Annotated in this window: 17 protein-coding genes; 13 read left to right on the top strand and 4 right to left on the bottom strand. The window is 70.4% G+C overall.

All coding sequences use genetic code 11. The features are described from left to right. The 8 genes from kdpB (at position 1) to AB0I81_RS05625 (ending at position 11,182) form a co-directional block, all read left to right on the top strand. Positions 1-2,085: a potassium-transporting ATPase subunit KdpB gene (kdpB, locus tag AB0I81_RS05660; RefSeq protein ID WP_360650512.1), complete on the top strand. Its 2,085-nt coding sequence runs from the start codon at positions 1-3 to the stop codon at positions 2,083-2,085. Continuing rightward, on the top strand, positions 2,086-2,913 hold the full coding sequence (locus tag AB0I81_RS05655) for a potassium-transporting ATPase subunit C (RefSeq protein ID WP_360650509.1): 828 nt from the start codon (positions 2,086-2,088) through the stop codon (positions 2,911-2,913). After that, entirely contained in the window at positions 2,910-5,441 is a 2,532-nt protein-coding gene (locus AB0I81_RS05650) for a DUF4118 domain-containing protein (RefSeq protein WP_360650506.1), read from the top strand. The genes AB0I81_RS05655 and AB0I81_RS05650 overlap by 4 nt, the downstream gene beginning before the upstream one ends. Continuing rightward, positions 5,438-6,106 (top strand): response regulator, encoded by a 669-nt coding sequence (locus AB0I81_RS05645; RefSeq protein ID WP_360650503.1) that lies wholly within the window; start codon positions 5,438-5,440, stop codon positions 6,104-6,106. Before AB0I81_RS05650 ends, AB0I81_RS05645 begins: the two co-directional genes overlap by 4 nt. 110 nt (positions 6,107-6,216) lie before the next feature. Next, positions 6,217-8,145 (top strand): amino acid transporter, encoded by a 1,929-nt coding sequence (locus AB0I81_RS05640; RefSeq protein WP_360650500.1) that lies wholly within the window; start codon positions 6,217-6,219, stop codon positions 8,143-8,145. Positions 8,146-8,236: 91 nt separating this feature from the next. After that, positions 8,237-9,496 carry an extracellular solute-binding protein gene (locus AB0I81_RS05635; RefSeq protein ID WP_360650497.1) on the top strand — a complete coding sequence of 420 codons (1,260 nt, stop codon included), beginning with the start codon at positions 8,237-8,239 and terminating at the stop codon, positions 9,494-9,496. Then, complete coding sequence (locus tag AB0I81_RS05630; protein WP_360652010.1) at positions 9,463-10,362, top strand: sugar ABC transporter permease; 900 nt, start codon at positions 9,463-9,465, stop codon at positions 10,360-10,362. The genes AB0I81_RS05635 and AB0I81_RS05630 overlap by 34 nt, the downstream gene beginning before the upstream one ends. Then, complete coding sequence (locus AB0I81_RS05625; protein WP_360650494.1) at positions 10,352-11,182, top strand: carbohydrate ABC transporter permease; 831 nt, start codon at positions 10,352-10,354, stop codon at positions 11,180-11,182. Before AB0I81_RS05630 ends, AB0I81_RS05625 begins: the two co-directional genes overlap by 11 nt. Before the next feature lie 42 nt (positions 11,183-11,224). On the opposite strand, the gene AB0I81_RS05620 is transcribed toward AB0I81_RS05625, so the two are convergent. From AB0I81_RS05620 to AB0I81_RS05610, 3 genes are read right to left on the bottom strand one after another with little or no spacing between them, the layout of a single operon-like run. Next, positions 11,225-13,063: a glycoside hydrolase family 97 catalytic domain-containing protein gene (locus AB0I81_RS05620; RefSeq protein ID WP_360650491.1), complete on the bottom strand. Its 1,839-nt coding sequence runs from the start codon at positions 13,061-13,063 to the stop codon at positions 11,225-11,227. Positions 13,064-13,081: 18 nt separating this feature from the next. Further along, a complete protein-coding gene (locus tag AB0I81_RS05615; protein ID WP_360650488.1) occupies positions 13,082-15,493 on the bottom strand; it encodes a glycoside hydrolase N-terminal domain-containing protein in 2,412 nt (803 codons plus the stop codon). Between the two features lie 10 nt (positions 15,494-15,503). Further along, a complete protein-coding gene (locus tag AB0I81_RS05610) occupies positions 15,504-17,381 on the bottom strand; it encodes a glycoside hydrolase family 97 catalytic domain-containing protein (RefSeq protein ID WP_360650484.1) in 1,878 nt (625 codons plus the stop codon). A 295-nt stretch (positions 17,382-17,676) separates the two neighbouring features. Between AB0I81_RS05610 and AB0I81_RS05605 the strand changes: the two genes are divergently transcribed. The 5 genes from AB0I81_RS05605 to AB0I81_RS05585 all read left to right on the top strand — a co-directional run bounded on the left by AB0I81_RS05605 (position 17,677) and on the right by AB0I81_RS05585 (position 25,145). Next, complete coding sequence (locus AB0I81_RS05605) at positions 17,677-19,014, top strand: glycosyl hydrolase family 28 protein (RefSeq protein WP_360650481.1); 1,338 nt, start codon at positions 17,677-17,679, stop codon at positions 19,012-19,014. Beyond that, positions 19,011-20,780 (top strand): hypothetical protein, encoded by a 1,770-nt coding sequence (locus AB0I81_RS05600; protein WP_360650478.1) that lies wholly within the window; start codon positions 19,011-19,013, stop codon positions 20,778-20,780. Before AB0I81_RS05605 ends, AB0I81_RS05600 begins: the two co-directional genes overlap by 4 nt. A 117-nt stretch (positions 20,781-20,897) precedes the next feature. After that, complete coding sequence (locus AB0I81_RS05595) at positions 20,898-22,634, top strand: glycosyl hydrolase family 28-related protein (RefSeq protein ID WP_360650475.1); 1,737 nt, start codon at positions 20,898-20,900, stop codon at positions 22,632-22,634. Between the two features lie 113 nt (positions 22,635-22,747). Then, positions 22,748-23,794 carry a phosphotransferase gene (locus AB0I81_RS05590; RefSeq protein ID WP_360650472.1) on the top strand — a complete coding sequence of 349 codons (1,047 nt, stop codon included), beginning with the start codon at positions 22,748-22,750 and terminating at the stop codon, positions 23,792-23,794. Between the two features lie 91 nt (positions 23,795-23,885). Further along, positions 23,886-25,145, top strand: a complete 1,260-nt coding sequence (locus tag AB0I81_RS05585) for an MFS transporter (RefSeq protein WP_360650469.1) — start codon at positions 23,886-23,888, stop codon at positions 25,143-25,145. Here the strand turns inward: AB0I81_RS05585 and AB0I81_RS05580 are convergent. Beyond that, entirely contained in the window at positions 25,135-26,553 is a 1,419-nt protein-coding gene (locus AB0I81_RS05580; protein ID WP_360650465.1) for an aminotransferase class V-fold PLP-dependent enzyme, read from the bottom strand. The genes AB0I81_RS05585 and AB0I81_RS05580 overlap by 11 nt on opposite strands. Positions 26,554-26,676 lie beyond the last annotated feature (123 nt).

The raw sequence follows: 26,676 nt of genomic DNA, 5'->3' as shown, positions 1-26,676 counted from the left end.
ATGACCACCCCCGTGCTGGAGAAGCCGGCACCGAAGAGCGGCCTGCTCGACCCGAAACAGCTGGTCGCCTCGCTGCCGGACGCGCTGAGGAAACTGAACCCGGCGACGTTGTGGCGCAACCCGGTCATGTTCGTCGTGGAGATCGGCGCGGTGTTCACTACCGTGCTGGCCGTACTGGACCCGTCGTTCTTCGCCTGGGCGATCGTGGTGTGGTTGTGGCTGACCGTGGTCTTCGCCAACCTGGCCGAGGCCGTCGCGGAGGGCCGGGGCAAGGCGCAGGCCGCCACGTTGCGCAGGGCCAAGACCGACACCCGGGCCCGCCGCCTGAAGGACGGGAACTCGGCCGAGTGGGACACGGTGGGCGCGCCCGAGCTCAGGCAGGGCGACTTCGTCGTGGTGGAGGCCGGGGAGACCATCCCGGGCGACGGCGACGTCGTGGACGGCATCGCGAGCGTGGACGAGTCGGCCATCACCGGCGAGTCCGCCCCCGTGATCCGCGAGTCCGGCGGCGACCGCAGCGCCGTGACGGGCGGAACCAAGGTCCTGTCGGACCGGATCGTCGTGCGGATCACCCAGAAGCCCGGCGAGAGCTTCATCGACCGGATGATCGCCCTGGTGGAGGGCGCGAACCGGCAGAAGACACCGAACGAGATCGCGCTGAACATCCTGCTGGCCGCGCTGACGATCATCTTCCTGGTCGCCACCGTGACCATGCAGCCCCTCGCGATCTACTCCAAGTCCATCAACCCGGGCGTGCCGGACTCCCTCGCCCTGGACGGGAACGGCGTGACCGGCGTCGTCCTGGTGTCCCTGCTGGTCTGCCTGATCCCGACCACGATCGGCGCGCTGCTGTCGGCGATCGGCATCGCCGGCATGGACCGCCTGGTCCAGCGCAACGTCCTGGCCATGTCGGGCCGGGCGGTCGAGGCGGCCGGGGACGTGTCCACGCTGCTGCTGGACAAGACCGGCACGATCACGCTGGGCAACCGGCAGGCCGCCGAGTTCGTCCCGGTGGACGGGATCGGCGAGCAGGAACTCGCCGAGGCGGCGCAGTTGTCCAGCCTGGCCGACGAGACGCCCGAGGGCCGTTCGATCGTGGTGTTCGCCAAGCAGCACTACGGGCTGCGCGAGCGCGAGATCCACGGCGCCGAGTGGGTGCGGTTCACCGCGCAGACCCGCATGTCCGGGGTGAACCTGGACGGGCGCGAAGTCCGCAAGGGCGCCGCGACGGCGGTGATGAAGTGGGTACGTGACGCGGGCGGCCACCCGACCGACCAGATCGGACACCTGGTGGACGGCATCTCGGCCTCCGGCGGCACGCCCCTCGTGGTGGCGGAGAAGGGCCGGGTCCTGGGGGTGATCCACCTCAAGGACGTGGTCAAGGCGGGCATGCGGGAACGCTTCGACGAGATGCGCCGGATGGGCATCCGCACCGTCATGATCACCGGCGACAACCCGCTGACCGCCAAGGCCATCGCGGACGAGGCCGGCGTGGACGACTTCCTCGCCGAGGCCACCCCCGAGGACAAGCTCGCCCTGATCAGGAAGGAGCAGGAGGGCGGCCGCCTCGTGGCGATGACCGGCGACGGCACCAACGACGCCCCCGCCCTGGCGCAGTCCGACGTCGGCGTGGCCATGAACAGCGGCACGAGCGCCGCCAAAGAGGCCGGGAACATGGTGGACCTCGACTCCAACCCGACCAAGCTGATCGAGATCGTCGAGATCGGCAAGCAACTCCTGATCACCAGGGGCGCGCTGACCACGTTCTCGATCGCGAACGACATCGCGAAGTACTTCGCGATCATCCCGGCCATGTTCGCGGCCGTCTACCCGGGCCTGGACACGCTCAACATCATGCGCCTGGCCAGCCCGCAGTCGGCGATCCTGTCGGCGGTCATCTTCAACGCACTGATCATCATCGCGCTGATCCCGCTCTCGCTCCGAGGCGTCCGCTACCGCCCCTCCAGCGCCTCCAAGCTGCTGTCGCGCAACTTGTACGTCTACGGCCTGGGCGGCATCATCGCACCCTTCATCGGCATCAAGATCATCGACCTTCTGATCCAGTTCCTTCCGGGGATGAGTTAAATGGAACGCCTGCCCAGCTGGCTGCGCCAGCACCTCGCCGCCCTTCGCGCGGTCGCCGTGTTCACGGTGCTGCTAGGCCTCATCTATCCGCTGGTCACCACCGGCGTGGCCCAGGCCGTGTTCAACGACCGGGCCAACGGCTCCATGGTGGAGGGCGGCCGGGGCAGCTCGCTGATCGGCCAGTCCTTCACCGACACTGACGGCAACCCGGTCGGGAAGTACTTCCAGTCCCGCCCGTCCGCCGCCGGCGACGGCTACGACCCGACCTCCACCAGCGCCAGCAACCTCGGCCCCGAGGACGTCATCGACGTGCTGCCCGTCGGCGCGGAGGAGGGCAAGCAGTCACTGCTCACCCAGGTCTGCGCCCGCTCCAAGGCGATCGGCGAGTTGGAAGGCGTCAGCGGCGCCCGCCCGTACTGCACTCCCGACGGGGCAGGCGCGGTGCTGAAGGTCTTCCCCGACCGGGCCGTCGCCGTCAACCAGGCATGCCCGGCCGCGCCCTTCACCGGCACCTACCAGGGCAAGAAGGTCGAGTGCGCCAAGCCTGGCGAGGACTACGCGGCCGGTCGCACCGTTCCCGTCCGTGGGGACGTGACCACCGTGGCGGTGCCCGCCGACGCGGTGACCTCCAGCGGCTCCGGCCTGGACCCGCACATCTCGGTGGCCTACGCCGACCTCCAGGCGCCCCGGGTCGCGAAGGAGCGCGGTCTGCCCCTCGATCGGGTGAAGGCGTTGATCGGTGCGCACACGGCCGGCCGGGCGCTCGGCTTCATGGGCGAACCCGCGGTCAACGTGCTGGAGCTCAACCTGGCCCTGGACCGGTCATGAGGAGGGGCCGCCTGCGGGTCTACCTCGGGGCGGCCCCCGGGGTGGGCAAGACCTACGCGATGCTCGGCGAGGCGCGCCGGGCGATCGAACGGGACCGTGACGTGGTCGTGGGCTTCGTCGAGACCCACGGCCGCGCCCGCACCGCCGAACTGCTCGACGGCCTCGAAGTCATCCCCCGCCGGACGCTGGTCCACCGGGGGGCGACCTTCACCGAGCTGGACGTCCGGGCGGTCATCGAGCGCGCGCCCAAGGTGGCGCTGATCGACGAGCTGGCCCACACCAACGTGCCCGGCTCGAAGAACGCCAAGCGCTGGCAGGACATCGACGAGATCCTGGACGCCGGGATCGACGTCGTCTCCACGGTCAACGTCCAGCACCTGGAGTCGGTCAACGACGTGGTGCAGGAGATCACCGGGGTTCCGCAGCGCGAGACCGTGCCGGACGAGGTGGTACGCCGGGCGAACCAGGTGGAGCTGGTCGACATGTCGCCGGAGGCGCTGCGCCGCCGGATGGCGCACGGCAACATCTATGCCCCGTCGAAGGTGGACGCGGCACTGTCGAACTACTTCCGGGTCGGCAACCTGACCGCGCTGCGCGAGCTGGCGCTGTTGTGGGTGGCGGGCAAGGTGGACGACCAGCTTGACCGTTACCGCGCCGATCACGGCATCCAGGGCACCTGGGAGACGCGGGAGCGGGTGGTGGTCGCGCTGACCGGCGGCCCGGAGGGCGACACGCTGGTACGCAGGGCCGCCCGCATCGCGGCCCGTACCAAGGGAGCCGACCTGCTGGCCGTGCACGTGACCAGCGCCGACGGGCTGGCCGGGGCCGATCCGGGCAACCTGGCCCGCCAGCGCACGCTGGTGGAGAGCATGGGCGGCACCTACCACCAGGTCGTCGGCGACGACATCCCGCGGGCGCTGCTCGACTTCGCCCGCGGCGTCAACGCCACCCAGCTCGTCCTCGGCGCCTCCCGGCGTGGCCGGTTCGCGCAGATCTTCGCGCGCGGGGTCGGAGTGGAGACCACTTCCCGGTCCGGCTCCATCGACGTGCACATGATCACGCACGAGGAGGCCAAGAAGGGCCGCCGCAGGCCGGCCCGCTCGCGTGCCGCGCTCACCCGCACCCGACGCCTGGCGGGGTGGGCGCTGGCGGTGGCCGGGATGCCGCTGCTGACCGCTGTGCTCGCGCCGTTCAGGGACGTGTTGTCGCTGCCCAGCGAGATTCTGTTCTTTCTCACGCTGACCGTCGGGGTCGCGCTGGCGGGCGGGATGTGGCCGGCCATCACGGCGGCGGTCGGCGGGTCGCTGCTGCTCAACTGGTACTTCACGCCGCCGGTGGGTGAGTTCACCATCTCCGATCCGGAGAACCTGTTCGCGCTGGTGGTGTTCGTGCTGGTCGCCGCCGCGGTCAGCACGATCGTGGACCTCGCGGCCCGCCGTACCCGCGAGGCCGCCCGCGCCAGTGCCGACGCCGAGTTGTTGTCCACGCTGGCCGGGCACGTGCTGCGCGGCGAGGCCGCCGTGCCGTCCCTGCTGGAACGCATGCGTGAGACGTTCGGCCTGGCCTCGGTCACGCTGCTCGAACGCCAGGGGGAGCCGGTTCCCGACGATCTGGGCGATCCGGACGCCTGGCGCATCGTGGCCACCTCGGGAGGCGAGCCGGCCACCTGCCCCGGCCGGGCCGACACCGACGTGGTCATCGACGACGACATGATCCTGGCCGCGCAGGGCGGGCCGCTGGACGCCGCCGACCGCACGGTGCTGGAGGCGTTCGCCGCCGAGGCCGCGGTCGCGCTGCGCCAGGAACGCCTCCAGCAGGAGGCCGAGCAGGCCAGGCCGCTGGCCGAGGCCGACCGGATGCGCACCGCGCTGCTCGCCGCCGTCAGCCACGACCTGCGCACCCCGCTCGCCTCGGCCAAGGCCGCGGTGGAGAGCCTGGGCAACACCGGCGTCGCCTGGTCGCCGCAGGATCGCGCGGAACTGCTGGACACCGCGCGCGAGTCCTTGGACAAGCTGGACCGGCTGGTGACGAACCTGCTCGACATGAGCCGGCTGCAGGCGGGCGTGCTGGGCGTCACCCCGGAGCCGACCGCCCTGGAGGAGGTCGTGCCCCGCGCCATCGACGACCTGGGGCCGTTACGGGATCGGATCGAGGGCGACATCTCCATCGAGCTGCCCGACATCCTCGCCGACCCGGCCCTGCTGGAGCGCGTGCTGGCCAACCTGATGGCCAACTCGGTCCGCTACAGCCCACCCGGCAAGACCGTGCTGATCACCGCCAGCTGGCACGGCGAGTACGTCGAGATCCGCGTCATGGACCGCGGCCCCGGCATCCCGCCCGAGGCCCACGACCGGGTCTTCCAGCCGTTCCAGCGGCTCGGCGACCGCGACAACCACTCCGGCGTCGGGCTCGGCCTGGCGCTCTCACGCGGCCTGACCGAGGCGATGGGCGGCAGCCTCGTACCCGAAGAGACTCCAGGAGGAGGACTCACCATGATCCTCACGCTCCCCATCGCGAGCAGATCATGACCCGCATCCTCATCGTCGACGACGAACCGCAGATCCTGCGCGCGCTGCGCATCAACCTGGCCGCCCGCCACTACGAGGTCGCCGTCGCCCCCGACGGCGCCTCGGCGCTCAGGGCCGCCGTGGACGCCGCCCCCGACCTGGTCATCCTCGATCTGGGGCTGCCGGACCTGGACGGTGTGGACGTCATCCACGGCCTGCGCGGCTGGACCACCATCCCGATCATCGTGCTGTCCGGCCGGGCGGGGAACCAGGACAAGATCGACGCCCTGGACGCCGGCGCCGACGACTACGTGACGAAACCGTTCGGCATCGACGAACTGCTCGCCCGCGTACGGGCCGTCACCCGGCGCACCGCCATCCAGGACGCGGAGCTGGCCACCATCCAGGTCGGCGACCACGTCATCGACCTGACCAGGAAGACCGTCTCCGGCAGCGTACGGCTCACCCCGACCGAGTGGCACATCCTGGAGCTGCTGCTGCGCCACCCCGGCAAGCTGATCAGCCAGCGGCAGATCCTCACCGAGGTGTGGGGCAGCCGCTTCACCAAGGAGACGCACTACCTGCGCCAGTACATGGCCCAGCTGCGCAGGAAACTGGAGCGCGACCCGGGCCGCCCCAGGCACCTGATCACCGAGCCGGGGATGGGCTACCGGTTCACGCCCTGAGAAACCCGCTGCGAATATTGACGTTTTCTTGACGCCCTGATCATGCGGATACCGTCCTCCTCGTCACTAGATTGCCCTTTGTCTTGACGAATCCTTGATGGAGGGCCCCGGTGACCGAGGTGGACCAGCGTGCGGCTATGCCGGGAACGGCGCTGCGCCGGTGGCTGCTGAAGGGCTTGCAGCACCCCGAGGGCCTGGCCAACCAAGCCCCGCAGGAGGAGGACCCCGGCCACCGGCACAAGTGGTGGCAGGTGATGTGCCTGACGGGCGTGGACTACTTCTCCACCCTCGGCTACCAGCCCGGCATCGCCGCCCTGGCGGCCGGCGCGCTCAGCCCGGTGGCCACGATGTTGCTCGTCGCGCTGACCCTGATCGGCGCGCTGCCGACGTACCGCGCGGTGGCCGAGCAGAGCCCGAACGGGCTGGGCTCGTTGTCGATGCTGGAGCGGCTGCTGCCCGGCTGGCGCGGCAAGCTCCTGGTGTTGTTCCTGCTCGGCTTCGTGGCCACCGCGTTCATCATCACCATCACCCTGTCGGCGGCGGACGCGACCGCGCACATCCTGCACAACCCGTTCGTGCCGCACGCATGGGAGTCCTGGCAGGTGCCGGTCACGCTGATGCTGATCGCCGCGCTCGGCGGGGTGTTCCTGGCCGGGTTCAGCGAGGCCATCTCCATCGCGGTCGTCCTGGTCGCCGTCTACCTGCTGCTGAACGTGATCGTGGTCGGCACCGCGCTGCTGCGCGTGCTGGCCCATCCCGAGCAGGTGACCGGCTGGCAGAACACGCTCAGTAGCGACTACTCCAGCCCGATCGCGATGGTGGCGGTCGCGCTGTACGTGATGCCGAAGCTCGCCCTGGGGCTGTCCGGCTTCGAGACGGGCGTGGCCGTCATGCCGCTGGTCAAGGGCGACCTCGCCCAGCGCATCAAGGGCGCGCGCAAGCTGCTGACCACCGCCGCGCTCATCATGAGCGTCTTCCTGATCACCTCCAGCTTCGCCACCACCGTGCTCATCCCCGCCGAGGAGTTCGCCGAGGGCGGGTCGGCCAACGGCCGCGCCCTGGCCTACCTGGCCCACCTCTACCTGGGCGACTGGTTCGGCACCGCCTACGACCTGTCCACCATCGCCATCCTGTGGTTCGCCGGCGCCTCCGCCCTGGCCGGGCTGCTCAACATCGTGCCGCGCTACCTGCCCCGCTACGGCATGGCGCCGGACTGGACCCGTGCCAACCGGCCCATGGTGCTGGTCTTCACCGCCATCGCGTTCCTCATCACGTTCGTCTTCGGCGCCGAGGTGGACGCCCAGAGCGGCGCGTACGCCACCGGCATCCTGGCCCTGATCCTGTCGGCCGCCGTCGCGGTCACCCTGTCCGCCTGGCACCGGCGGCACATCAGGTCCGCCGTCTTCTTCGGGATCGTCAGCCTGGTCTTCGCCTACGCCACCGTCGCCAACATCATCGAACGCCCCGACGGCCTGGTGATCGCCCTGCTGTTCGTGCTGGCCATCGTCACCATCTCGCTCATCTCCCGGGCCACCCGCTCCACCGAGCTCCGCGTCACCTCCATCCACCTGGACGACTGCGCCCGCCGCTTCATCAACGAGGCCGGCGAGCTCTACCTGATCGCCAACGAGCCGCACGCCCGCGACGCCAAGGAGTACGTCGACAAGGCCCGCGAGGCGTGGGAGCTGCACCGGCTGCGTACCGGTGAGGGCCTGCTCTTCCTGGAGGTCACCATCCCGGACGCCTCCGAGTTCGCCGGCGAGTTGCACGTCGTCGGCGAGGAGCGGCACGGCTTCCGCATCCTGCGCATGCAGAGCACCACCGTCGCCAACTCCATCGCCGCCCTGCTGCTGCACCTGCGCGACCAGACCGGCAAGACACCGCACGTGTACTTCCACTGGGCCGCCGAAGGCAACCCCATCGGCGCGCTGCTGCGCTACCTGATCTTCGGCGGCGGCGACGTGCCGCCCCTGACCAGGGAGGTCCTGCGCCAGGCCGAGCCCGACGCCGACCGCCGTCCCCTCGTGCACGTCGGCTGAGCGTTGCGCCGGGTGACGTTGACCCGGCGGGAACCGAGCATTTAACGTCCAAAGTTAAATATTCGCTCGGCTCATGGACGGACACTCCCGCATGAGTGATCTCAGCAGACGAGGATTCCTACAAGCCGCGGCCACCCTGACCCTCGCCACTTCCGCCGGCTGCGCCGGAGGCGGAAGCCAGGGCGGCGGTCTCCAGTTCGCGTGGTGGGGCAGCACCGCGCGCCATACCGCGACCCAGCAGGCCATCGAGGCCTTCAAGAAGAAGAAGCCCGGCGTCGTGATCAAGACCCAGTTCTCCGGCTGGGACGGCTACTGGGAGAAGCTGGCGACCCAGACCGCGGGCGGCAACGCCCCTGACGTGATCCAGATGGACTACTCCTACCTCAGCGAGTACGCCAGGCGCGGCAGCCTGCTGGACCTGGGCCCGTACGTCGGCAAGGGCCTGGACCTGTCCGGCCTGGAGCCCGACGTGGTGAACGCGGGCAAGATCGACGGCAAGCAGTACGCCGTGAACTTCGGCATCAACTCCATGGCCCTCATCGTCAACAAGACCCTGGCCGCCGAGCGCGGAGTGGAGATCCCCGCCACCTTCACCTGGCCCGAGTACGGCGAACTGGCCAAGGAGCTGGCCGGCAAGGGCGTCTTCGGCACCGAGGACGGCGGCCAGGACGGCGGCGCGCTGGAGAACTGGCTGCTGGGGCGCGGCAAGATGTTCTTCACCACCGACGGCGCCCTGGCCTACGACCAGGACGACCTGAAGGAGTGGTTCACCTTCTGGGACGGCCTGCGCAAGGCGGGCGCGGCCACCCCGCCGGACGTCCAGGCCACCGCGCTGGGAGACGTGCAGAACAGCCTGGTCGCCACCCGCAAGGCGGTCATGGACTTCGCCTGGTCCAACCAGCTCACCGCCTACATGTCGCTCACCAAGGACGAGATCGACGTGCACACCTTCCCGACCGGCGACAAGCCGGGCCAGTACTACAAGCCGTCGATGCTCCTGACCGTCAGCTCGGGCACCAAGGCCAAGGACGACGCGGTGGCCCTGGTCAACGCGCTCATCGCCGACCCGGACGTGGCCGGCCGGCTCGGCTCCGAGCGCGGCGTGCCGCCCGCCGCCCCGATTCGCGCCGTGCTGCAGCCCAAGGCGTCGCGGCCGGAGCAGGTGGTCTACGCCTACATCGACTCGATCAAGGCCCAGGTCGGCCCGCTCCCGCCGCCGCAGCTGCTCGGGGCCGGCGAACTGCACAACAAGGTGCTCACCAACGTCAACCAGCAGATCGGGTTCGGCAAGCTCACCATCGATCAGGGGGTGGCCCGATTCTTCGAAGAAGCCGGACGAGTGCTCAAGTAGAGGGGCGCGCCGCCTACCTCTTCCTGCTGCCCTGGTTCGCCGGTCTGCTCCTGCTGACCGGCGGGCCGATCCTGGCCTCACTGGCGCTCTCGTTCACCGATTTCGACCTGCTCACCGCCCCGTCCTTCGTGGGGCTGGACAACTACGCCAGGATGCTCACCGAGGACCCGCACTTCGTCAACGCCGTGCGGGTCACGCTGATCTACGTCGTCCTGTCCGTGCCGCTGTCCGGCGCGTTCGCGCTGCTGGTCGCGGTGCTGCTGAACAGGCCCATGCGCGGCGTCGGCGTCTATCGCGCCGCGTACTACCTGCCGTCGCTGCTGGGCGGCAGCGTCGCGGTGGCGATCCTGTGGAAACAGATCTTCGGGGCCGACGGCCTGATCAACGACGCCCTGCTGTACCTCGGCATCGTGGGCCCGAGCTGGATCTCCACCCCCGAGTACGCGATCTACACGCTGATCGTGCTGCACGTCTGGCAGTTCGGCTCGCCCATGCTGATCTTCCTGGCCGGGCTGAAGCAGATCCCGGCCGAGTTGTACGACGCCGCCGCGGTGGACGGCGCCGGGCGGGTGCGCGCGTTCTTCCGCATCACGCTGCCCATGCTCAGCCCGATCATCTTCTTCAACCTGGTGCTGCAGACGGTCAACGCCTTCAAGGCGTTCACCCCCGCCTTCATCATCAGCGGCGGAACCGGGGGACCGGCGGACGCCACGCTGTTCTACACGCTGTTCATCTACCAGGAGGGCTTCGGGAACTTCCGGATGGGCTACGCCTCCGCGCTGGCCTGGGTGCTGCTCCTGGTCACCGTGGCCTTCACCGCGCTGGCCTTCCGTTCCGCGAGGTATTGGGTGCACTATGCCGACTAGCCGCCGCTGGGCCGTACACCTGCTGGTCCTGGCAGGCGCGCTCATCATGCTCTACCCGCTGTTCTGGCTGATCTCCGCCTCCTTCAAGCCGAACGACGAGATCTTCACCGATCCCGGCCTGGTGCCGGGCACCGTGGTCGCCGACAACTACGCCACCGGATGGACCGCGCTGGGCGTGCCGTTCAGCGGGTTCTTCGCCAACTCCTTCCTCATCGCCGCGGCGGCGGTGGCGGGCAACGTCATGTCGTGCTCGATGGCGGCCTACGCCTTCGCCCGGCTGAGCTTCCGGTTCAGGAGGCTCTGGTTCGCGATCATGCTGATCTCGATCATGTTGCCCATCCACGTGCTGATCGTGCCGCAGTACACGCTGTTCAAGTACCTCGGCTGGGTGGACACGTTCCTGCCGCTGATCGTGCCGAAGTTCCTGGCCGTGGACGGGTTCTTCATCTTCCTGATGGTGCAGTTCATCAGGTCGCTGCCGCGCGAGCTGGACGACGCGGCGCGGATCGACGGGTGCGGGCCCGTCCTGGTCTACTGGCGGATCATCGTGCCCCTGTCGCGGCCCGCGCTGATCACCACCGCGATCTTCACCTTCATCTGGACGTGGGACGACTTCTTCAGCCAGCTCGTCTATCTGAGCGATGTGTCCACCTACACGGTGCCGCTCGCCCTCCGCGCGTTCATGGACTCCAGCGGCGGCTCCACCTGGGGCCCGATGCTCGCCATGGCGGTGTTGTCGCTGATCCCGATCCTGGGCTTCTTCCTGATCTTCCAGCGCCGCATCACCGAAGGGATCTCGACCACGGGTCTCAAGGGCTGAGCGGGATTCCTCCGGTACGGGGCCGCCGTACCGGAGGAATCCTCAGCGTGCGCAGGTCGTCAGGCCGGGCCGCCAGCGGCACGCGACGGCGGCGAACCCGCCCTCCGCGCCGACCGGCACCGCCAGCGTCCCGCCGCGCACCACGTGGGCCTCGCGGACGAGACCGCCGTCGCCGTCGCCGGTCACCTCGACCAGCCACCGCCCCCGCAGGAAGTCCATCGGCACCCGGAGCGTCCTGGCCGCCCCGGAAACGCCGGCGCCGATGAACCAGCGGTCGCCGCCGCGCCTGGCCAGCACCGTGTGATCGGCGGGCCGGCCGGACAGCAGCCGCGTCTCGTCCCAGGCGGTGGGCACCTGGTCCAGGAAACGTTCCGCCTCGGGCCGCGCGCGGTAGGACTCCAGCGATCCGGCCAGGTTCTGCAGCCCCGACTCGAACATCACCGACAACGCCAGCTCGTGGGCGTCGGAGGTGGGCCGGCCGTCCCGCTGGAAGGCCATCGGCGTGTAGTCCATGGAGCCGATCGCATTCCTGGTGTACGGCAGCGCCGCCAGATGGCCGGTGGTCAGGTTCGACGACTTCTCCGCGCCGTGCACCCCTTCCATGGTCATCACGTGCGGCCAGGTCCGGTTGATCCCTTTGGGCACGTTCGAGCCGTGGAAGTTGACCAGCAGCCGGTTGCCGGCCGAGTCGCGCAGAGTCTCGTCGTACCACCGCAGCCGCTCCTGCGCCTCGGAGTCGATGAAGTCGAGCTTGACGCCCTTGACCCCCCACCGGCGCAGCAGCCCGAAGCGTGAGGCGCGCTCCTCGGGGGTGTCGAAGTCGGAGAATCGTAGCCACACCATGATGCCGACGCCGCGCGCCCGGCCGTACTCCACCAGCTCGGGGACCCAGGTGAACTCGGCCGTGCGATCCGTCCAGGCCCGCTCGCCGGTGACCGGGTCGTCGTACCAGCCGGCGTCGACCAGCACGTACGGCCAGCGATGCCGCGCGGCGTAGTCGACGAACTCCTGCTGCCGCTCCAGGCTCTGCTGCACGGGCCGGCCCCCCGCGAGCCAGCTCCACAGCACCTTGCCCGGCTTGATCCACGAGGTGTCGGCGATCCTGGAGCCGGGCGCCAGGTCGTCGACCAGGGTGGACTCGGTGACGGTCGCGAGGTCGCCGGTGACCATGACCCGCCAGGGCGTGACCAGGCCGCCGGTGTAGGGGACACGTTCGTCCCACAGGGCGATCCGGTAGGCGTGCTGGTCGCGTACCAGGCGGGGGCCGCTGTAGGAGCGGTTCAGCGCTGACTCGGCCAGCAGGAGGTAGTTCCGGCCCACCTCGAACAGGGCGGGCATCTGGTACTCGGCGGCCGGCACGTCGGAGTACCGGACGAACGGGTTCTCGTAGTCGCGGCGGTGCCCGGCCAGCCAGGCGGCAGACCCGCCGGGAACGGCGAACGCCGAGGTCTCGCCGCGGACGGCGCCCGCGCCGGGCAGCTCGTAGCGGTAGGCGACGCCGTCGCCCGCGGCCCTGACGACCAGGTCGAGCCGGGCATCGCCGCGGGCGAGACGGAACCGGGTCTCCCTCATCACGGACCTGCGCTGGAGCCGTTTTCCGGCGGTGGTCGAGTACTGCTCGACCACCGCCCGGCTGGAGCGGCCGGTGAGGCTCAGGCCGGTGGTCAGGTCCGCCTGCTCCGTGGTGAGCCCGAGCGGGCTGGGGTCCAGCACCGCCGCGCCGTCCCGCGACACGGCCACGGACAGGGCGCCGTGCTCGTCGAGGCGGACGGTGGCGGCGGGCCCGCCGCCGGGGGCCTCGACGGTCCAGGCGCGATGCGGCGGGGTGGCGGGTGCGGTCAGGAGTCCGGCGACCAGGGTGCCGGTGAGCAGCCAGTTCACAACGTGTGTTTCCTCGTTTCAGGTGATCCGGTAGCGTTCACCGGCCTTGGCGGAGAACGTCAGGAGGTCGCCGTTGACACGGTGGGACACCGGCCGGCCGCGCCCGTCCACGACGCGGGCCCCGTCGCGGAAGGTGTCGCTGCGCAGCCTGACCGTGCCGCGCTCGTCCGGGGTCACCTTCACCTCCGACAGCCGCCCGGAGCGCCACACCAGGTCGAGCGTGTGCGCGCCACGGGCGCGCAGCCCCGACACCTGCCCGTCCCGCCAGGTCCCGGGCAGGGCGGGCAGCAGGTCGATGGTGCCGAGGTGGCTCTGCAGCAGCATCTCGGTCATGCCCGACGTGGCGCCGAAGTTCCCGTCGATCTGGAACGGCGGATGGGTGTCCCAGAGGTTGGCCAGCGTGCTGGTCCTGAGCTGGTCGGCCAGCAGCTTGTGCGCGCGGTCACCGTCGAGCAGCCGCGCCCAGAAGTTGATCTTCCACGCCTTGCTCCAGCCGGTGCCCACGTCGGTACGGGCGTTGAGCGACACCTTCGCCGCCTCGGCCAGCTCCGGCGTCGTGCGCGGCGAGACCTGCCGCCCGGGGTGCACGGCGAACAGGTGCGAGACGTGCCGGTGCGTCTCGGCCGGGTCGTCGCGGTCGTCCTTCCACTCCTGCAACTGCCCCCACCTGCCGACGCGCAGCCCGGGGTCGAGCCGCTCCAGGACGGCCGCCGCCGCCCTGGCCTCCTTCCCGTCGCCGAGCAGCGTCGCGGCGTCGCGCAGGTCGGTGAACAGGTTCCAGAGGATCTGCTGGGACATCGCCGTGCCCGCGGTGGACGGGCCGAGCTCGGGCGAGCGGCTGGGCACCGCGACGAGGCTGCCGTCACGCGGGTCGGTCCGCAGGAAGTCCCGCCAGAAGCGGGCGGTCTCCTTCATGATCGGGTACGCGGTCCGCTTCAGGAAACGTTCGTCCAGGGTGAAGCGGTAGTGGTCGTAGAGCTGGCCGGCCAGCCAGGCGCCCGACTCGGGGAAGAAGTAGGCCGGATGGTCCCAGGCGCCGGTCTGGCCGAAGATGTTCGAGGCGTGGTGGGCGACCCAGCCGTCCGCGCCGTACATCTGCCCGGCGGTGACCCTGCCCGGCTCGCGCAGCCGGTCGACGTAGGTGTGCAGGGGTTCGGCCAGCTCCGCCAGGTTGGTCTGCTCGGCCGGCCAGTAGTTCATCTGCAGGTTGATGTTGAGGTGGTAGTCCGACTGCCAGGGCGGCGCCTCCAGGACGTTCCAGACACCCTGGAGGTTGGCGGGCAGCGAGCCGGGGCGGGATGAGGCGATCAGCAGGTAGCGGCCGTACTGGTAGAAGAGCTGTTCCAGGGCCCGGTCGGCGGCCGGGTCGCCGGTGCCGTACGCGGCGAGCAGGTCGTCGGTCGGACGCGCCGGCATGACGCCGCCGAGATCCAGCGCGACCCGGCCGAACAACGCGCGATGGTCGGCCCGGTGCGCGGCCAGCAGCCTCGCGTGACCCTGCGCGGCGGCGGCGCTGACGCGGGCGGTGAGCCGGGCGTGCGGGTCCCTGCCCCGGTAGGAAGGGTAGTCGTCGGCGTAGTCGGTGCCGGTGCCCAGGATGAGGACGGCCGAGTCGGCGCCGGACACCGTGACGGTCCCGTCGGGGTTGTCGGTCCTGGTGCCGCCCCGGTGCAGGACCTGGAGCTGGGCCTCGTACGCCATGCCGTTGTTCGAGAGCGCGCCCTTGACGGTGACCCGGCCGCCCGAGGCGGTGGCGGTCGCCGAGCGGTTGGCCGGCACCGCGATCCTGGCCGTGAAGGCGACGCCGCCGGGACGGTCGGTGGCCAGCCGGGCCACGACCACGCCCGCGGGCGCGGAGGCGAAGTACTCGCGCGTGTGCCGCACGTCCCCGGCCAGGAAGGACACGCCGGCCACGCCGCGCTCGACGTCCAGCTCCCTGCGGTAGTCCGCGGCGCGTTCCGGCAGGCCGGGGAAGCTCAGGCGTACGTCGCCGAAGCTCTGGTACGCGCCGAACCTGCGGTGGCGCGGCGTGTCGGACTTCAGTCCCAGCGCGGCCAGCACGTCCTCGGCCGGGATGCCGCCCTCCTTCCAGATCCGCTCCCTGACGGCCTCCAGCGCGCCCGGCCTTGGCGCGTCCCAGTTGCCGAAGTTGTAGTCCGGCACCCCGGGGCCGCCGGTCCACAGGGTCTTGTCGTTGAACTGCAGTCGTTCGGCCGCGACCCCGCCGAACACGGTCGCGCCCATCGCGCCGTTGCCGATCGGCAACGACCGGCTCTCCCAGCCCTCGTTCGTGTCGGGCGCGGGCTCGTCGTACCACAGCGTGTACGGCTCGCCGGCCGCCGCGGCGACCGTGGACGAGCCCCCGGGGACGACGGCGAGAGCCGCGCCGAGGAGCGTGATGATGGAGCCTGCCAGTAACCGTCGGTTCATGTCCTCGCACCTACCGGTCGCACGTCGTGATGCCCGGCCGCCAGCGGCAGGCGATGGCCGCGTACCCGCCCTCGGCGGGCACCGGCACAGAAAGTCGGTCGCGGGGGCCGTCGATCCGGTGGCTCTCGCGTACCAGCCCGGATGGGCCGTCGCGGATCACCTCGACCAGCCACCGGCCGCGCAACATGGTCAGCGGGACGTCGAGCGTGCGCGCCGCGCCCGACACCCCCGCGCCCAGGAACCACCGCTCGCCCGAGCGCCTGGCCAGCACCACGTGGTCGCCCGGAGCCCCGGACAGCAGCCGCGTGTCGTCCCAGGCGGCCGGCACCCGTTCGAGGAACCGTTCCGCCTCCGGCCTGGCCCGGTAGGACGCGACGGTGCCCGCCAGGTTCTGCAGGCCGGACTCGTACGTCACCGCCAGGCCCAGCTCGTGCGCGTCGGAGGTGGGCCGGCCCTCCCGGTGGAATGCCATCGGCGTGTAGTCCATGGAGCCGACGACGTTCCTGGTGAAGGGCAGGGTGGTCAGGTGCTGGGTGGACAGGGTGCGCTTCTCGGCGCCGTGCACGCCCTCCATGGTCAGCACGTGCGGCCAGGTGCGGTGCACGCCCTTGGGGATGGTCGAGCCGTGGAAGTTGACCATCAGCCGGTTCGCGGCGGTGGCGGGCAGGATCTCGTCGTACCAGCGCAGCCGCTCCTGCGACTCCGCGTCCATGAAGTCGATCTTGACTCCGCGCACGCCCCACCGGTGCAGGACGGGCAGCCACTGATCGCGTTCCCCGGGCGTGTCGAGGTCGCGGAAGTGCATCCAGACCATGATCTCGACGTTCTTGCCGCGCGCGTACTCGACCAGCGCCGGGATCCAGCTCGTGGTGGCCCAGTCGGGGTCGGTGACGTCCCACTGGTCCTTCAGGAAGTACCAGCCCGCGTCCACCTTCACGTACGGCCAGCCGCGGGCGGCGGCGTAGTCCACGAACTCCTTCTGCCGCTCCAGGCTCTGCCCCGCCTCCTTGCCGCCCGCGAGCCAGGTCCACAACACCTGGCCGGGCTCGATCCAGGAGGTGTCACGGACCTTGGAGCCCTCGGCGAGGTCGTCCACGAGCGTCGATTCGGTGACCGTGGCCAGGTCTCCCGCGATCATCACCCGCCACGGCGTGGCCAGCGGGCCCGAGACCTGCACCCGCTCGTCCCACAGCCGCAGGCGATACGCGCCGGTGCCCGGCTCGTGCGTCAGCCGGGGACCCGAGTAGCGGCCGTCCAGCCCCGATTCGGTGACCAGGAGGTGGCCGCCGCCGGTCTCGAACAGCGCGGGCACCATGAAGTCGGCCGCCGGCGCGCTCGCGGCGGTGTAGGGGAGGAACGGGTTCTCGTAGTCCCGGCGGTGCTGCGCCAGCCAGGCCCGTGCGTCCTGGTCCACGACGAACGCGGAGGTCTCGCTCAGTACGGCGCCGTGGTCGGAGGGCAGCCGGTAGCGGTAGGCCACGCCGTCCGGTGCGACCCTGATGACGAGTTCCAGGCGGGCGCCGGCGGCGTTCGCGAAAGAGAGCGTGCTCTCGCGCATCGTGGCGCGCCGCTCCTGGCGCTTGCCCGCGACGGCGGTGTAGCGCTCGGCCACCAGGCGATCGCGGCGTTGTGAGAAGCGTAAGCCCTGGGACAGGTCGGCTCGTTCGGTGACGATGCCGACCGGGCTCGGGGCCAGCACCTGGGTGCCGCGGCGGTGTACCGCGAGCGTGAGGGTGCCGGTCGCGGGATCGAGGGCGAGTTCGGCCGAGGGGCCGCCGGGGAAGCCGGAGATCTTCCAGGTCTTGGGTGACGCGGCCTGCGCGGGCAGGGCGGTGAGGCAGAGGGTGAGAAGCAGTGAAACGAACAGCCGGATCGCGGCGGACGGCATGAAGCCTCCTGCAGGCCACATACATCGGATGTGTTCGGGGGATCGTAACCCGTCATTCTTTGGATGAACAGCGCCTTGCCGCGTTGCATCGAAAATTACTTTCGTCAAGATTTGAATTCGTCCGAGGTGCCGTCGTACGCTCCGGAGATCCGCTGTCTCCACGAACCTCTTGGTGGTGACCATGCCTTCCCGACGCTTTCTCCTCCAAGCCGGTGGTGCGCTGGCCGCGGGCGCACTCGTACCGGGAACCGGTCCTGGGGCCGTCGCCGACCCCTGGCGCAAGGTGCCGGAAATCTTGCGTAAGATCCGACCTCCCCGGTTCCCGGGACGGACATGGAAGATCACCGACTTCGGTGCGGCAGGGGACGGCACGACCGACTGCACGGCGGCGTTCCGGGCGGCGATCGCCGAATGCCATCGCAGGGGCGGCGGCCGGGTCGTGGTGCCACCGGGACGATTCCTCACCGGCGCCATCCACCTGCTGAGCAACGTCGAGCTGCACGTGTCCGAGGGCGCGGTGATCGCCTTCAGCACCGACCCGAACGCGTACCTGCCGGTGGTCTTCACCCGGTGGGAAGGCACCGAATGCTACAACTACAGCCCTTTCATCTACGCCCACGGGCAGCGGAACATCGCCGTCACGGGCCGGGGCACGCTCGACGGCCAGGCCCGGCAGGGCCCATGGGAGAGCTGGTACGCCGGCGGCGGCCCCCAGAGCGGCGACCAGCGGGCGCTGCGCCGGATGGGCGACGACGGCGTGCCGGTCGAGCGGCGCGTGTTCGGCGCCGGGCACTACCTGCGCCCCGCCATGGTCCAGTTCGTGAAATGCCGGGACATCCTGATCGGTGACGTCACCATCGTCGAGCCGCCCATGTGGACCGTGAACCCCGTCCTGTGCGTCAACGTCACCGTGCGGGACGTCACCGTCGTCAGCACTCTGTACAACACCGACGGCTGCGACCCGGAGTCGTCGTCGTACGTGCACATCCACGACTGCCGGTTCAACACCAACGACGACTGCGTGGCGGTCAAGTCGGGACGTGACGCCGACGGCCGCAGGGTGGGCGTGCCCAGCCGGAACATCGTCGTCCAGGACTGCCACTTCTCCGGCCGCTGGGGCGGCATCACGGTCGGCAGCGAGATGTCGGGCGGGGTCCGCGACGTCTTCGCCGAGCGCTGCCGGATCAACTCGCCGGACTTTCCCGGCAACTACCCGGTGAAGTATCCCGTCTACATCAAGGCCAGCAAGAAGCGCGGCTCCTTCATCGAGGGCGTCCACGTACGGGACTTCACCGGCCGGGATGTGGAACGCGAGGTGATCTTCGTCAACATGGCCTACAACAGTGACGAGGGCGGCTCCGAGCCGGTGTCGGTGCGCGACATCCGGATGGAGCGGACCAGGATCGACGGCGCGGACGCCGTGCTCAACCTGGTCGGCCTGGAGAGCGACCACCTGGTCGGGGTGCGGCTGGACAAATGCGTGTTCACCGGTGTCACCGGGCCGGACAAGATCGCGTACACCGACGGCCTGAGCCTGCGCAAGGTGTTCGTGAACGGCGTGGAGCAACTCGCGAACGGCGTGCAGCAACTCGCGAACGGCGTGGAGCAACTCGCGAACGGCGTGGAGCGATGAGACGTTTGCTCGCCGTCCTGATCCTGCTGGCGGCGGCGGGGGTGGTGGTGCTGCCCGCGCAGGCCGAGACCGAGGCTGAGGCTGGGAGCGGGCAGTCGGTGCGCGGGTGGACGATCCTGTCCGACAGTGACGCGGGGGCCGACGCCGTCATCGCCGCCGCGAAGCCGTACCGGATCAACCATCTGCAGCTCAGCCACGAGATCGTGCACGACCTGCGCGAGGTACGCGAGCCCGCCAAGCAGGCGCAGGCCAACCGGCTCGTCAAGGCCGCGCACGATGCCGGGATCGCCGAGGTGGCGATCTGGGACCACTCGCTCTACGACCTGGACCACTACCCGGCCGAGTTCCGCACCGGGCCCGACGGCACGATCGACCTGGACGATCCGGCCTTCTGGCAGTGGTTCAAGCAGGACTACCGGGAGATGCTCGACCTGGTGCCCGACATCGACTCGGTGGTGCTGACCTTCATCGAGACCGGCGCGCGGGTCGAGCGGCAGCACTCGGCGAAGCTCACCACGGCCGAGCAGAAACTGGCCTACCTGGTCGACCAGGTCGCCGAGGTCATCGTCAACGAGCGGGGGCTGGGGCTCTACCTGCGCACGTTCGGATATTTCCCCGAAGAGATGGAGCGTACGATCGGCGCGATCGCGCTGGTCCGCAACCCGGACGTCAAGGTGATGGCCAAGGCCACGCCGCACGACTTCTTCCTCACTCACCCGAACGACTCCACGATCGCGCGGATCGACCGGCCGGTGCTCGTCGAGTACGACACCGCGGGCGAGTACAACGGCCAGGGGAAGATCGCGAACGCGTGGCCGGAGGAGCACGTCAGGCGGCTGCGCCACTATCAGGGCCTGCCGAACGTGATCGGCTACGTGGCCAGGACCGACCGCTACGGCGAGTCCCGCATCGTCGGCACCCCCACCGAGATCAACCTGTACGCGCTGGCGCGGGCCACGGAGGACCGCCGGGTGAGCGTGGAGACGATCTATCGGGAGTTCGCGGCCAGGACGTACGGGAAGCCGGCCGCGCGGGAGGTCGCCGCGGCGCTGTCGAAGTCGTACGAGATCGTCACCTCGGTGCTCTACAGCCTGGGGACGAACACCGCGAACCACTCGCGGCTGGACTACGAGCCGTACTGTTCGAGCTATCACCGCAGCGTGTCCGGCAAGTGGATCGAGCCGCCCGTCACCTATGTCCGTCACGGCGTGAACAAGCGGTTCCACTTCTGGATCGACGTGGTCGACCAGTTGTCGCCGGCCGCCTGCAAGGCCGATCCCACGCTGGCCAGGGAGGCGCAGTACGTGCTGGACAGGGGTTGGGTGACCCCGGGCGACCACCTGACGCCCGCGTACCTGCGCCATGTGCTTACGGAGAAGGATCACGGGGTACGGATGGCGGAGAGCGCGCTGCGTGACATCGGCAAGGCCCGGCGGCACCTGTCGGCCGAGCATTTCCAGCAGCTCACGGCCTACTTCGAGCGGACGTTGCTGACCGCCAGGCTGCATCGGGCGGTCGCGGCGGCGTACTTCGGGTACCGGGTCTACGTCCGGGACGCGGAGCAGCGGACCCGGGCGATGAGGCGGCTCATCTGGGACGGCCTCGACGACAGCCGGCGCATCGCCGAGCAGATCCGGACTTATCCGGTTCCTGCGGCCAGCGGGGAGTGGGACTGGGTCCGGGACGCCGCCGAGGCCGACACGTACTACGACCGTATTTCCAAGGGTTGGGACCGATACGGCGGCATCACGGTCCCGCGCCCCTGAGACGGAGCACCCGCACGTCCGGGGCGCTGCACGTCCGAGGCGCTGCACGTCCGAGGCGCCGCACGTCCGAGGTGCCGCACATCCGACCGTCGCACCCACTCGACTTCGAGGAGCACCATGCGTCTGGATCCTGCCCGGCTGAGCCGCCGGGCGTTGTTCGGGGGAGCGGTGGCGGCGGCCGCCATGCCCGCGCTCACGAGCGAGGCGGCGGCAGCCGACGCGACCGCCGCCGGCGTACTACACGATCCTGTGCCTGAGAACACGGGAGCGGCTCCCGTGCCCGCCGGCTCCCGGCCAGGGGACGCGTCGACCGCGCTGCTGGACCAGTGGGCGCGGACGCCCGGATCACACCCCCTGATCCCCGACATCTCCGGCGCCGGCTACCGCCTCGGCTCCCGGCCGCCGCGGCCCAGGGTCGTGACCCGGGTGACCGATCACGGCGCCCGCGCGGACGGGACGACGGACTGCGCCCCGGCGTTCAACTCCGCCCTGCGCGCCGCCGGGGAGCGCGGCGGCGGAGTCGTGCTGGTGCCCCGCGGCACGTACCTGCTGGCCTCGCCGATCTTCATGCACTGGTCGAACGTCGTGCTCCGGGGCGCCGGCCGCGACAACACCGTCCTGCGCTTCAGCCGCACACTCGACGACGGCTACCGTCAGGCCCGCCAGTCCAACGGCAACAGCCGCTGGTCGTGGACCGGCGGGCAGATCTGGTTCATCGCGCCGGAGCGGCGCGCCCGCTCGGAGGCCGAGGACTTCGCCGGCACCGAAGGCTGGCTGCCGGGCGACACGCTCGCGGACGTGGCCCCGGCCTCACGGGGCCAGCGCACGCTCCTGGTCTCGGACACCAGCGGGCTGCGCACCGGCGACATGGTGCTGCTCGAATGCGACAACCCACCGGACGCGAGCCTGCTGACGCATCTGGCCGGCGAGGTCCCCGGCGCCCTGTCCTACGACTGGCCACGCCGCGCGCCACAACTCGTCACCGGCTCCGGCGGCCAGTACGTGCAGTACGCCTCCCTCCAATGGCCCGTCCGCATCGAGGCGATCCTCAGCGACCGGTTGGTCACCCTGGCCCAGCCGCTCAAGTACGACCTGCGCCCCGGCTGGCCGGCCCGCTTACGTGCGATCGGCCCCACGGTCACCGACAGCGGCGTCGAACAGCTCACCATCCGCAACGAACAGGTCCCGATGACCGCCCACAACAAACATCCGGGCTCGAACGGGGTGTGCTTCCAGGCCGTGCACGACTGCTGGGCGAGCGACGTACGCGTGCAGAACTGCGACCTCGGCTTCGGCTTCACCTCGGCCAAGTCGATCACCCTGTCCCGGGTCGCCGTCGGCGGCAGGTCCGCCCACCACAGCTTCGCCTGTCGGATGCAGTCGCACGACAACCTGGTCGACGACTTCGAGATCGAGGCGTTCACCGTGCCGGTGCCCTCCGGCGCCGTACACCACGGCCTCAACGTGGAGGGCCTGTCATCGGGCAACGTCTGGCGGCGCGGCCGGATGGCCGAGGGCACCTTCGACACCCACCGGGCGCTACCCTTCGAGAACGCCAGAACCGACATCACCATGGTCAACAACGGCCGCGTCGGCGGCTCGGCCGCCTCCGGCCCGCTCTTCGGCGCGAGAATGGCACACTGGAACATCCGGATCACCGGAGACAGCGCGTACGCCGTCGCGATCGCGGACGTGGCCCCCCGCAGCGTGACCGTGGCCCTCCAGGGCACCACCGACACGGCCAGCGGCCTGCCACCGGACTTCCCGGGCGACCTCCAAAACCTCACCGCCGACCAGGGCAAACGCCCTCACGCCCCCGACCTGTACACCGCCCAGCGCACCCGCCGGCCCTGAGCCCCCGCCCCTTGTGCGGAGACGCAGCGGCCAGGTCACGGGCCGGGCACGTCGGGAACCAGGGACGAGGCACCGGGCTGGTGGATACGACTCCGCGCAAGAAGGGCGAAGAGATGACAAACCCCCAGACCCGGCCCGACCTGCCCCATGCGACCGGTGGCCGGCGCATCCGGTGGGACGAGGTTCCCGGCGAGGTGCGAAGCGCGATCGGGCGGTTGCTGGGCAGCGAAGTGGTCGGCGCGGTCAGTCAGCCGGGCGGGTTCTCCGAGGGGGTGGCCGCACGGTTGCGACTCGCCGACGGCGGGCGGGCGTTCGTGAAGGCGGCGAGTTCGCTGGTGGCGCCTGGGGTGGCGGGGTTCCACCGCAGGGAGATCGAGATTTCCGCGCGGCTGCCGAGCGGGGTGCCGGCGCCCCGGCTGCTCGACGCCTATGACGATGGTGTCTGGGTGGCCCTGGTGTTCGAGGAGATCGACGGCGCTCTGCCGGCCCAGCCGTGGCGGCGTGACGAGTTCGATCGCGTACTCGCCGCGACCGTCGATCTGGCGCGGGTGCTGACCCCGTCCCCGATCGACGCGACGAAACTGGGCCCGCCCAGGCTCGGCGGCTGGCACGCACTGGCCGGTGAAGACGGCGGCGGCAAGCCCGGCGGCGAGGGCGGCATCGGCGAACTCGGCGCACTGGCCGGTGGAGGTGGCGCCGACGGGCCGGCTCAGTGGGTGGCCGGACATCTCGATGAGCTGATCATGCTGGAACGGGAGGCCGCCGCCACCCTCACCGGTGAGACGCTGCTGCACGGCGACCTCTACCCGTTCAACCTCATGCTGACCCCGGAACGGGTCTTCGTCGTCGACTGGCCGCACGCGTGGGTCGGTCCGGCGTACTGCGACGTGCTCACGCTGCTGTCGAGCGCCTCGCTCAGCGGCCTGGACCCGCAGCCGTACGTCAAGGAGCATCCGCTGACCCGCGGCCTCGACCCGGAGCCGATCAACGTCTTCCTCGCCATGCACGCCGGCTTCCTGCTGCGGCTGGCCGCGACGGCGGGGACGGCCGCCGACCGTCATCTGGTGGACATGGCCGCCGCGCTGGGCGGGGCGTCGTTGCGATGGTTGCGGCAGCGGCTCCGGGCCATCCCCACGTCCTCCCGCCAAATGTCCGGTTGATGCCCGATCTGTGTCCTGTTGTGGGGGTCCTCGTCTCTGGCAGCGTGTAGGCGTCGTACACGACTCGGACGAGCCATCGGAGACGGGAAAGTTGCCGGAGGAGGGCCAGTCACACGGCCGCGTCACCTACGCGGACATCTTCGGCGAGCGCGAGTTCCGCGCGCTGTTCATCAGCCGGACGTTGTCCACGGTCGGCGACTACGTCGCGCGGGTGGCGCTGGTGATCACGGTCTTCTCCGACACCGGGTCCGTGGCGCTCATGGGCGTCACCTTCGCCCTGACGACCCTGCCGGACCTGTTCGGCGGGCCGCTGCTGGCCGGTCTGGCGGACCGGTTCCCCCGTCGCGCCGTCATGGTGGCCGCGGACCTGGCACGGGCGTCGCTGCTGCTGGTCATGGCCGTCCCCGGGCTGCCGCTGCTTGCCCTGTGGGCGCTGCTCTTCGTGATCCGACTGCTGGACTCGCCGTTCAACGGCGCCTACCTGTCGACCATGTCGGTGGTGCTGCCGGGCAGGCGGCTGGTGAAGGGGTCTGCGGTCACGCAGCTGGTCAACCACGTCTCCTACACCGTCGGGTTCGCCGGCGGCGGCCTGATCGTCGCGTTCACCGGGCTCTCCGTGGTCCTGGTGGGCAACGCCGTCACCTTCGTCCTGTCCGCTCTGGTGATCATGGCGGGCGTGCGTACGCGGCCCGCGACCGCACCTCGCACCGGTGCCCCGTCGTCCTTGCTCGGCGCCACGCGTGACGTGATCCGCTACATCGCCGCCCACCGGCGGTTGCGGGTGATCATGTTGTTCCCGTTCCCGATCGCCGCCACGCTCGTCAGCGAGACGCTCGCGACGCCCTACGCGGCGCAGGCCGGTCACGGGGCCGCCGTGGCCGGTCTGCTGATGGGGGCCGGCACCGCCGGAATCGTCGTCGGGCTCTGGCTCCTGCCCCTGCTGGTTCCCGACCAGCGCCCCGGGCACGTCGTGGTCCTGTCCGTCATCAGTTGCGCGCCGCTGGTGCTGTTCGCCGCCGCGCCCGGAGTGGTGGCCGCGGGCGCGCTGATGGTGATCTCCGGAATCGCCCTGTACTACTGGATCCCGCTCGCCGCCGAGTTCACCCAGGCCGTGCCCGACGACATGCGCGGGCAGGCCGTGGGGCTGCTCACGACGATGATGCGGGTCACTCAGGGGATCGCCATCCTGATCTTCGGGCTGACCGGCCAGCACACGGCTTCGTCCACGGTGATGGCGGTGTCCGGGGTGATCGGCACGCTCATGGTGATCGCCCTGTCCGTGGCCTGGGTACGGGCGACCGGGCCCGCGCCGACTCCCGTGGAAGTGGAAGACGACCGGCTCACTCCGTGACCAGGTCGTCCCGGGAGGTGCGGATGATCTCCAGCGCCTTCACGACCCGGTCCCGGTGGGTACGGTGGCCGACCACGCACACCCGGAGCATGTACCGGCCGTTGATCCTGGTGCTCGACAGCAGCACCGGGCCGCCGGCGTTGATCCGCTCCAGCAGCCGGGCGTTGAACGCGTCGGCGTCGCCCCGCTCCGGCAGCCAGCGAAAGGCCACGGCGGTGAGCTCCGGCCGCCACGGCACCTCGAAACCCGACTTCACCAGCTCGTCATGGACCTCGCAGGCCAGGTCGAGCTTCTCGTCCAGCGCCGCGCGGAAGGCGGCCAGACCGTGCAGCTTGATCGGCAGCCACAGGCGCAGGCCGCGGAAGTCGCGGCTCAGCTCGGGCGAGTACTCGGTGAAGTTCGGGATCTCGTCTTCCGGGCCGAGGTCCTGAAGGTAGTCGGCGCTCACGTGGTGGGCCGCGCGCAGCAGCGCGCCGTCGCGCACGATGAGCGCGCCCGTGCCATAGGGCAGGAACATCGCCTTGTGCGGGTCGAGGGTGATCGAATCGGCCTGTTCGATGCCCCGCAGGCGTTCGCCGCCGCGCTCCGTGAGCTGGAACGGGCCGCCGTAGGCGGCGTCCACGTGCAACCAGAGCTGTTCGGTACGGGCGATCGCGGCCAGCTCGGGGAGTGGGTCGATGGCGCCGGTGTTCGTCGTGCCCGCACTCGCGGCGATCAGGAACGGCCGCAGCCCCGCCGCCCGGTCCCGCGCGATCGCGTCGGTCAGGGCACGTGGATCCATGGCCAAGGTCGCGAGCGTGGGCACGACGCGGACGTTGGCGCGGGGGAAACCGGCCAGCATGGCGGATTTCGCACAGGACGCGTGGGTCTGATCGGTCACGTAGAGGACGCCGTCGAGAAAATTCTCGCCGAGCAACGCGGTACGGGCGGCGACGACGGCCGAGAAGTTGGCCATCGAGCCGCCGGAGGTCAGGATGCCGCGCGCCGTGGCCGGATAGTCGAACAGGTCGCACAACCACCGTACGACGGTCGCCTCCATCTGGGCGAAGACCGGGGCGAGTTGCCAGACGGTGACGTACTTGTTGAGCGCCGCGGCCAGGAAGTCGGCGATCGCGGCCGTGTACAGGCCGCCCCCAGGGATGTAGGCCAGGTAGCCGGGGCCGGCGCTGGTGGCACCCGAGCGGGCGCCCTCGGCGATCGTGGGCAGGAGCTCGGATAACGCGGTGCCGTGCTCGGGCGCGCGCTCCCCGCGCAGGGCGGCGGCCGGTCCGGTGGCGCCGCCGGGGTCGAACGCCGGCAGATGAGGCAGGTCACGGAGGAAGTCCTCGACGAGGGCGAACGCGGCCTCGCTCATGGCGCGGGCCTCGTCCCTGTCCGGTTCGAGCGGATATTTCGGAGCATCGTGCATGTCCGCATCCTTTCACCGGCCTTCGCGGAGCCGGGTGAAGAAGATTTCTCCGCATATATCAATGGAAATGGCCGCCACTAGCACGTACATTCGAACTAAGGACCGTCAAAGTGCTCCAGGTTC

This window comes from Nonomuraea sp. NPDC050404, assembly GCF_040655495.1.
Lineage (GTDB): Bacteria > Actinomycetota > Actinomycetes > Streptosporangiales > Streptosporangiaceae > Nonomuraea.
The sequence above is the reverse complement of the archived record's forward strand: the minus strand, read 5'-3'. Positions and strand labels throughout refer to the sequence as shown.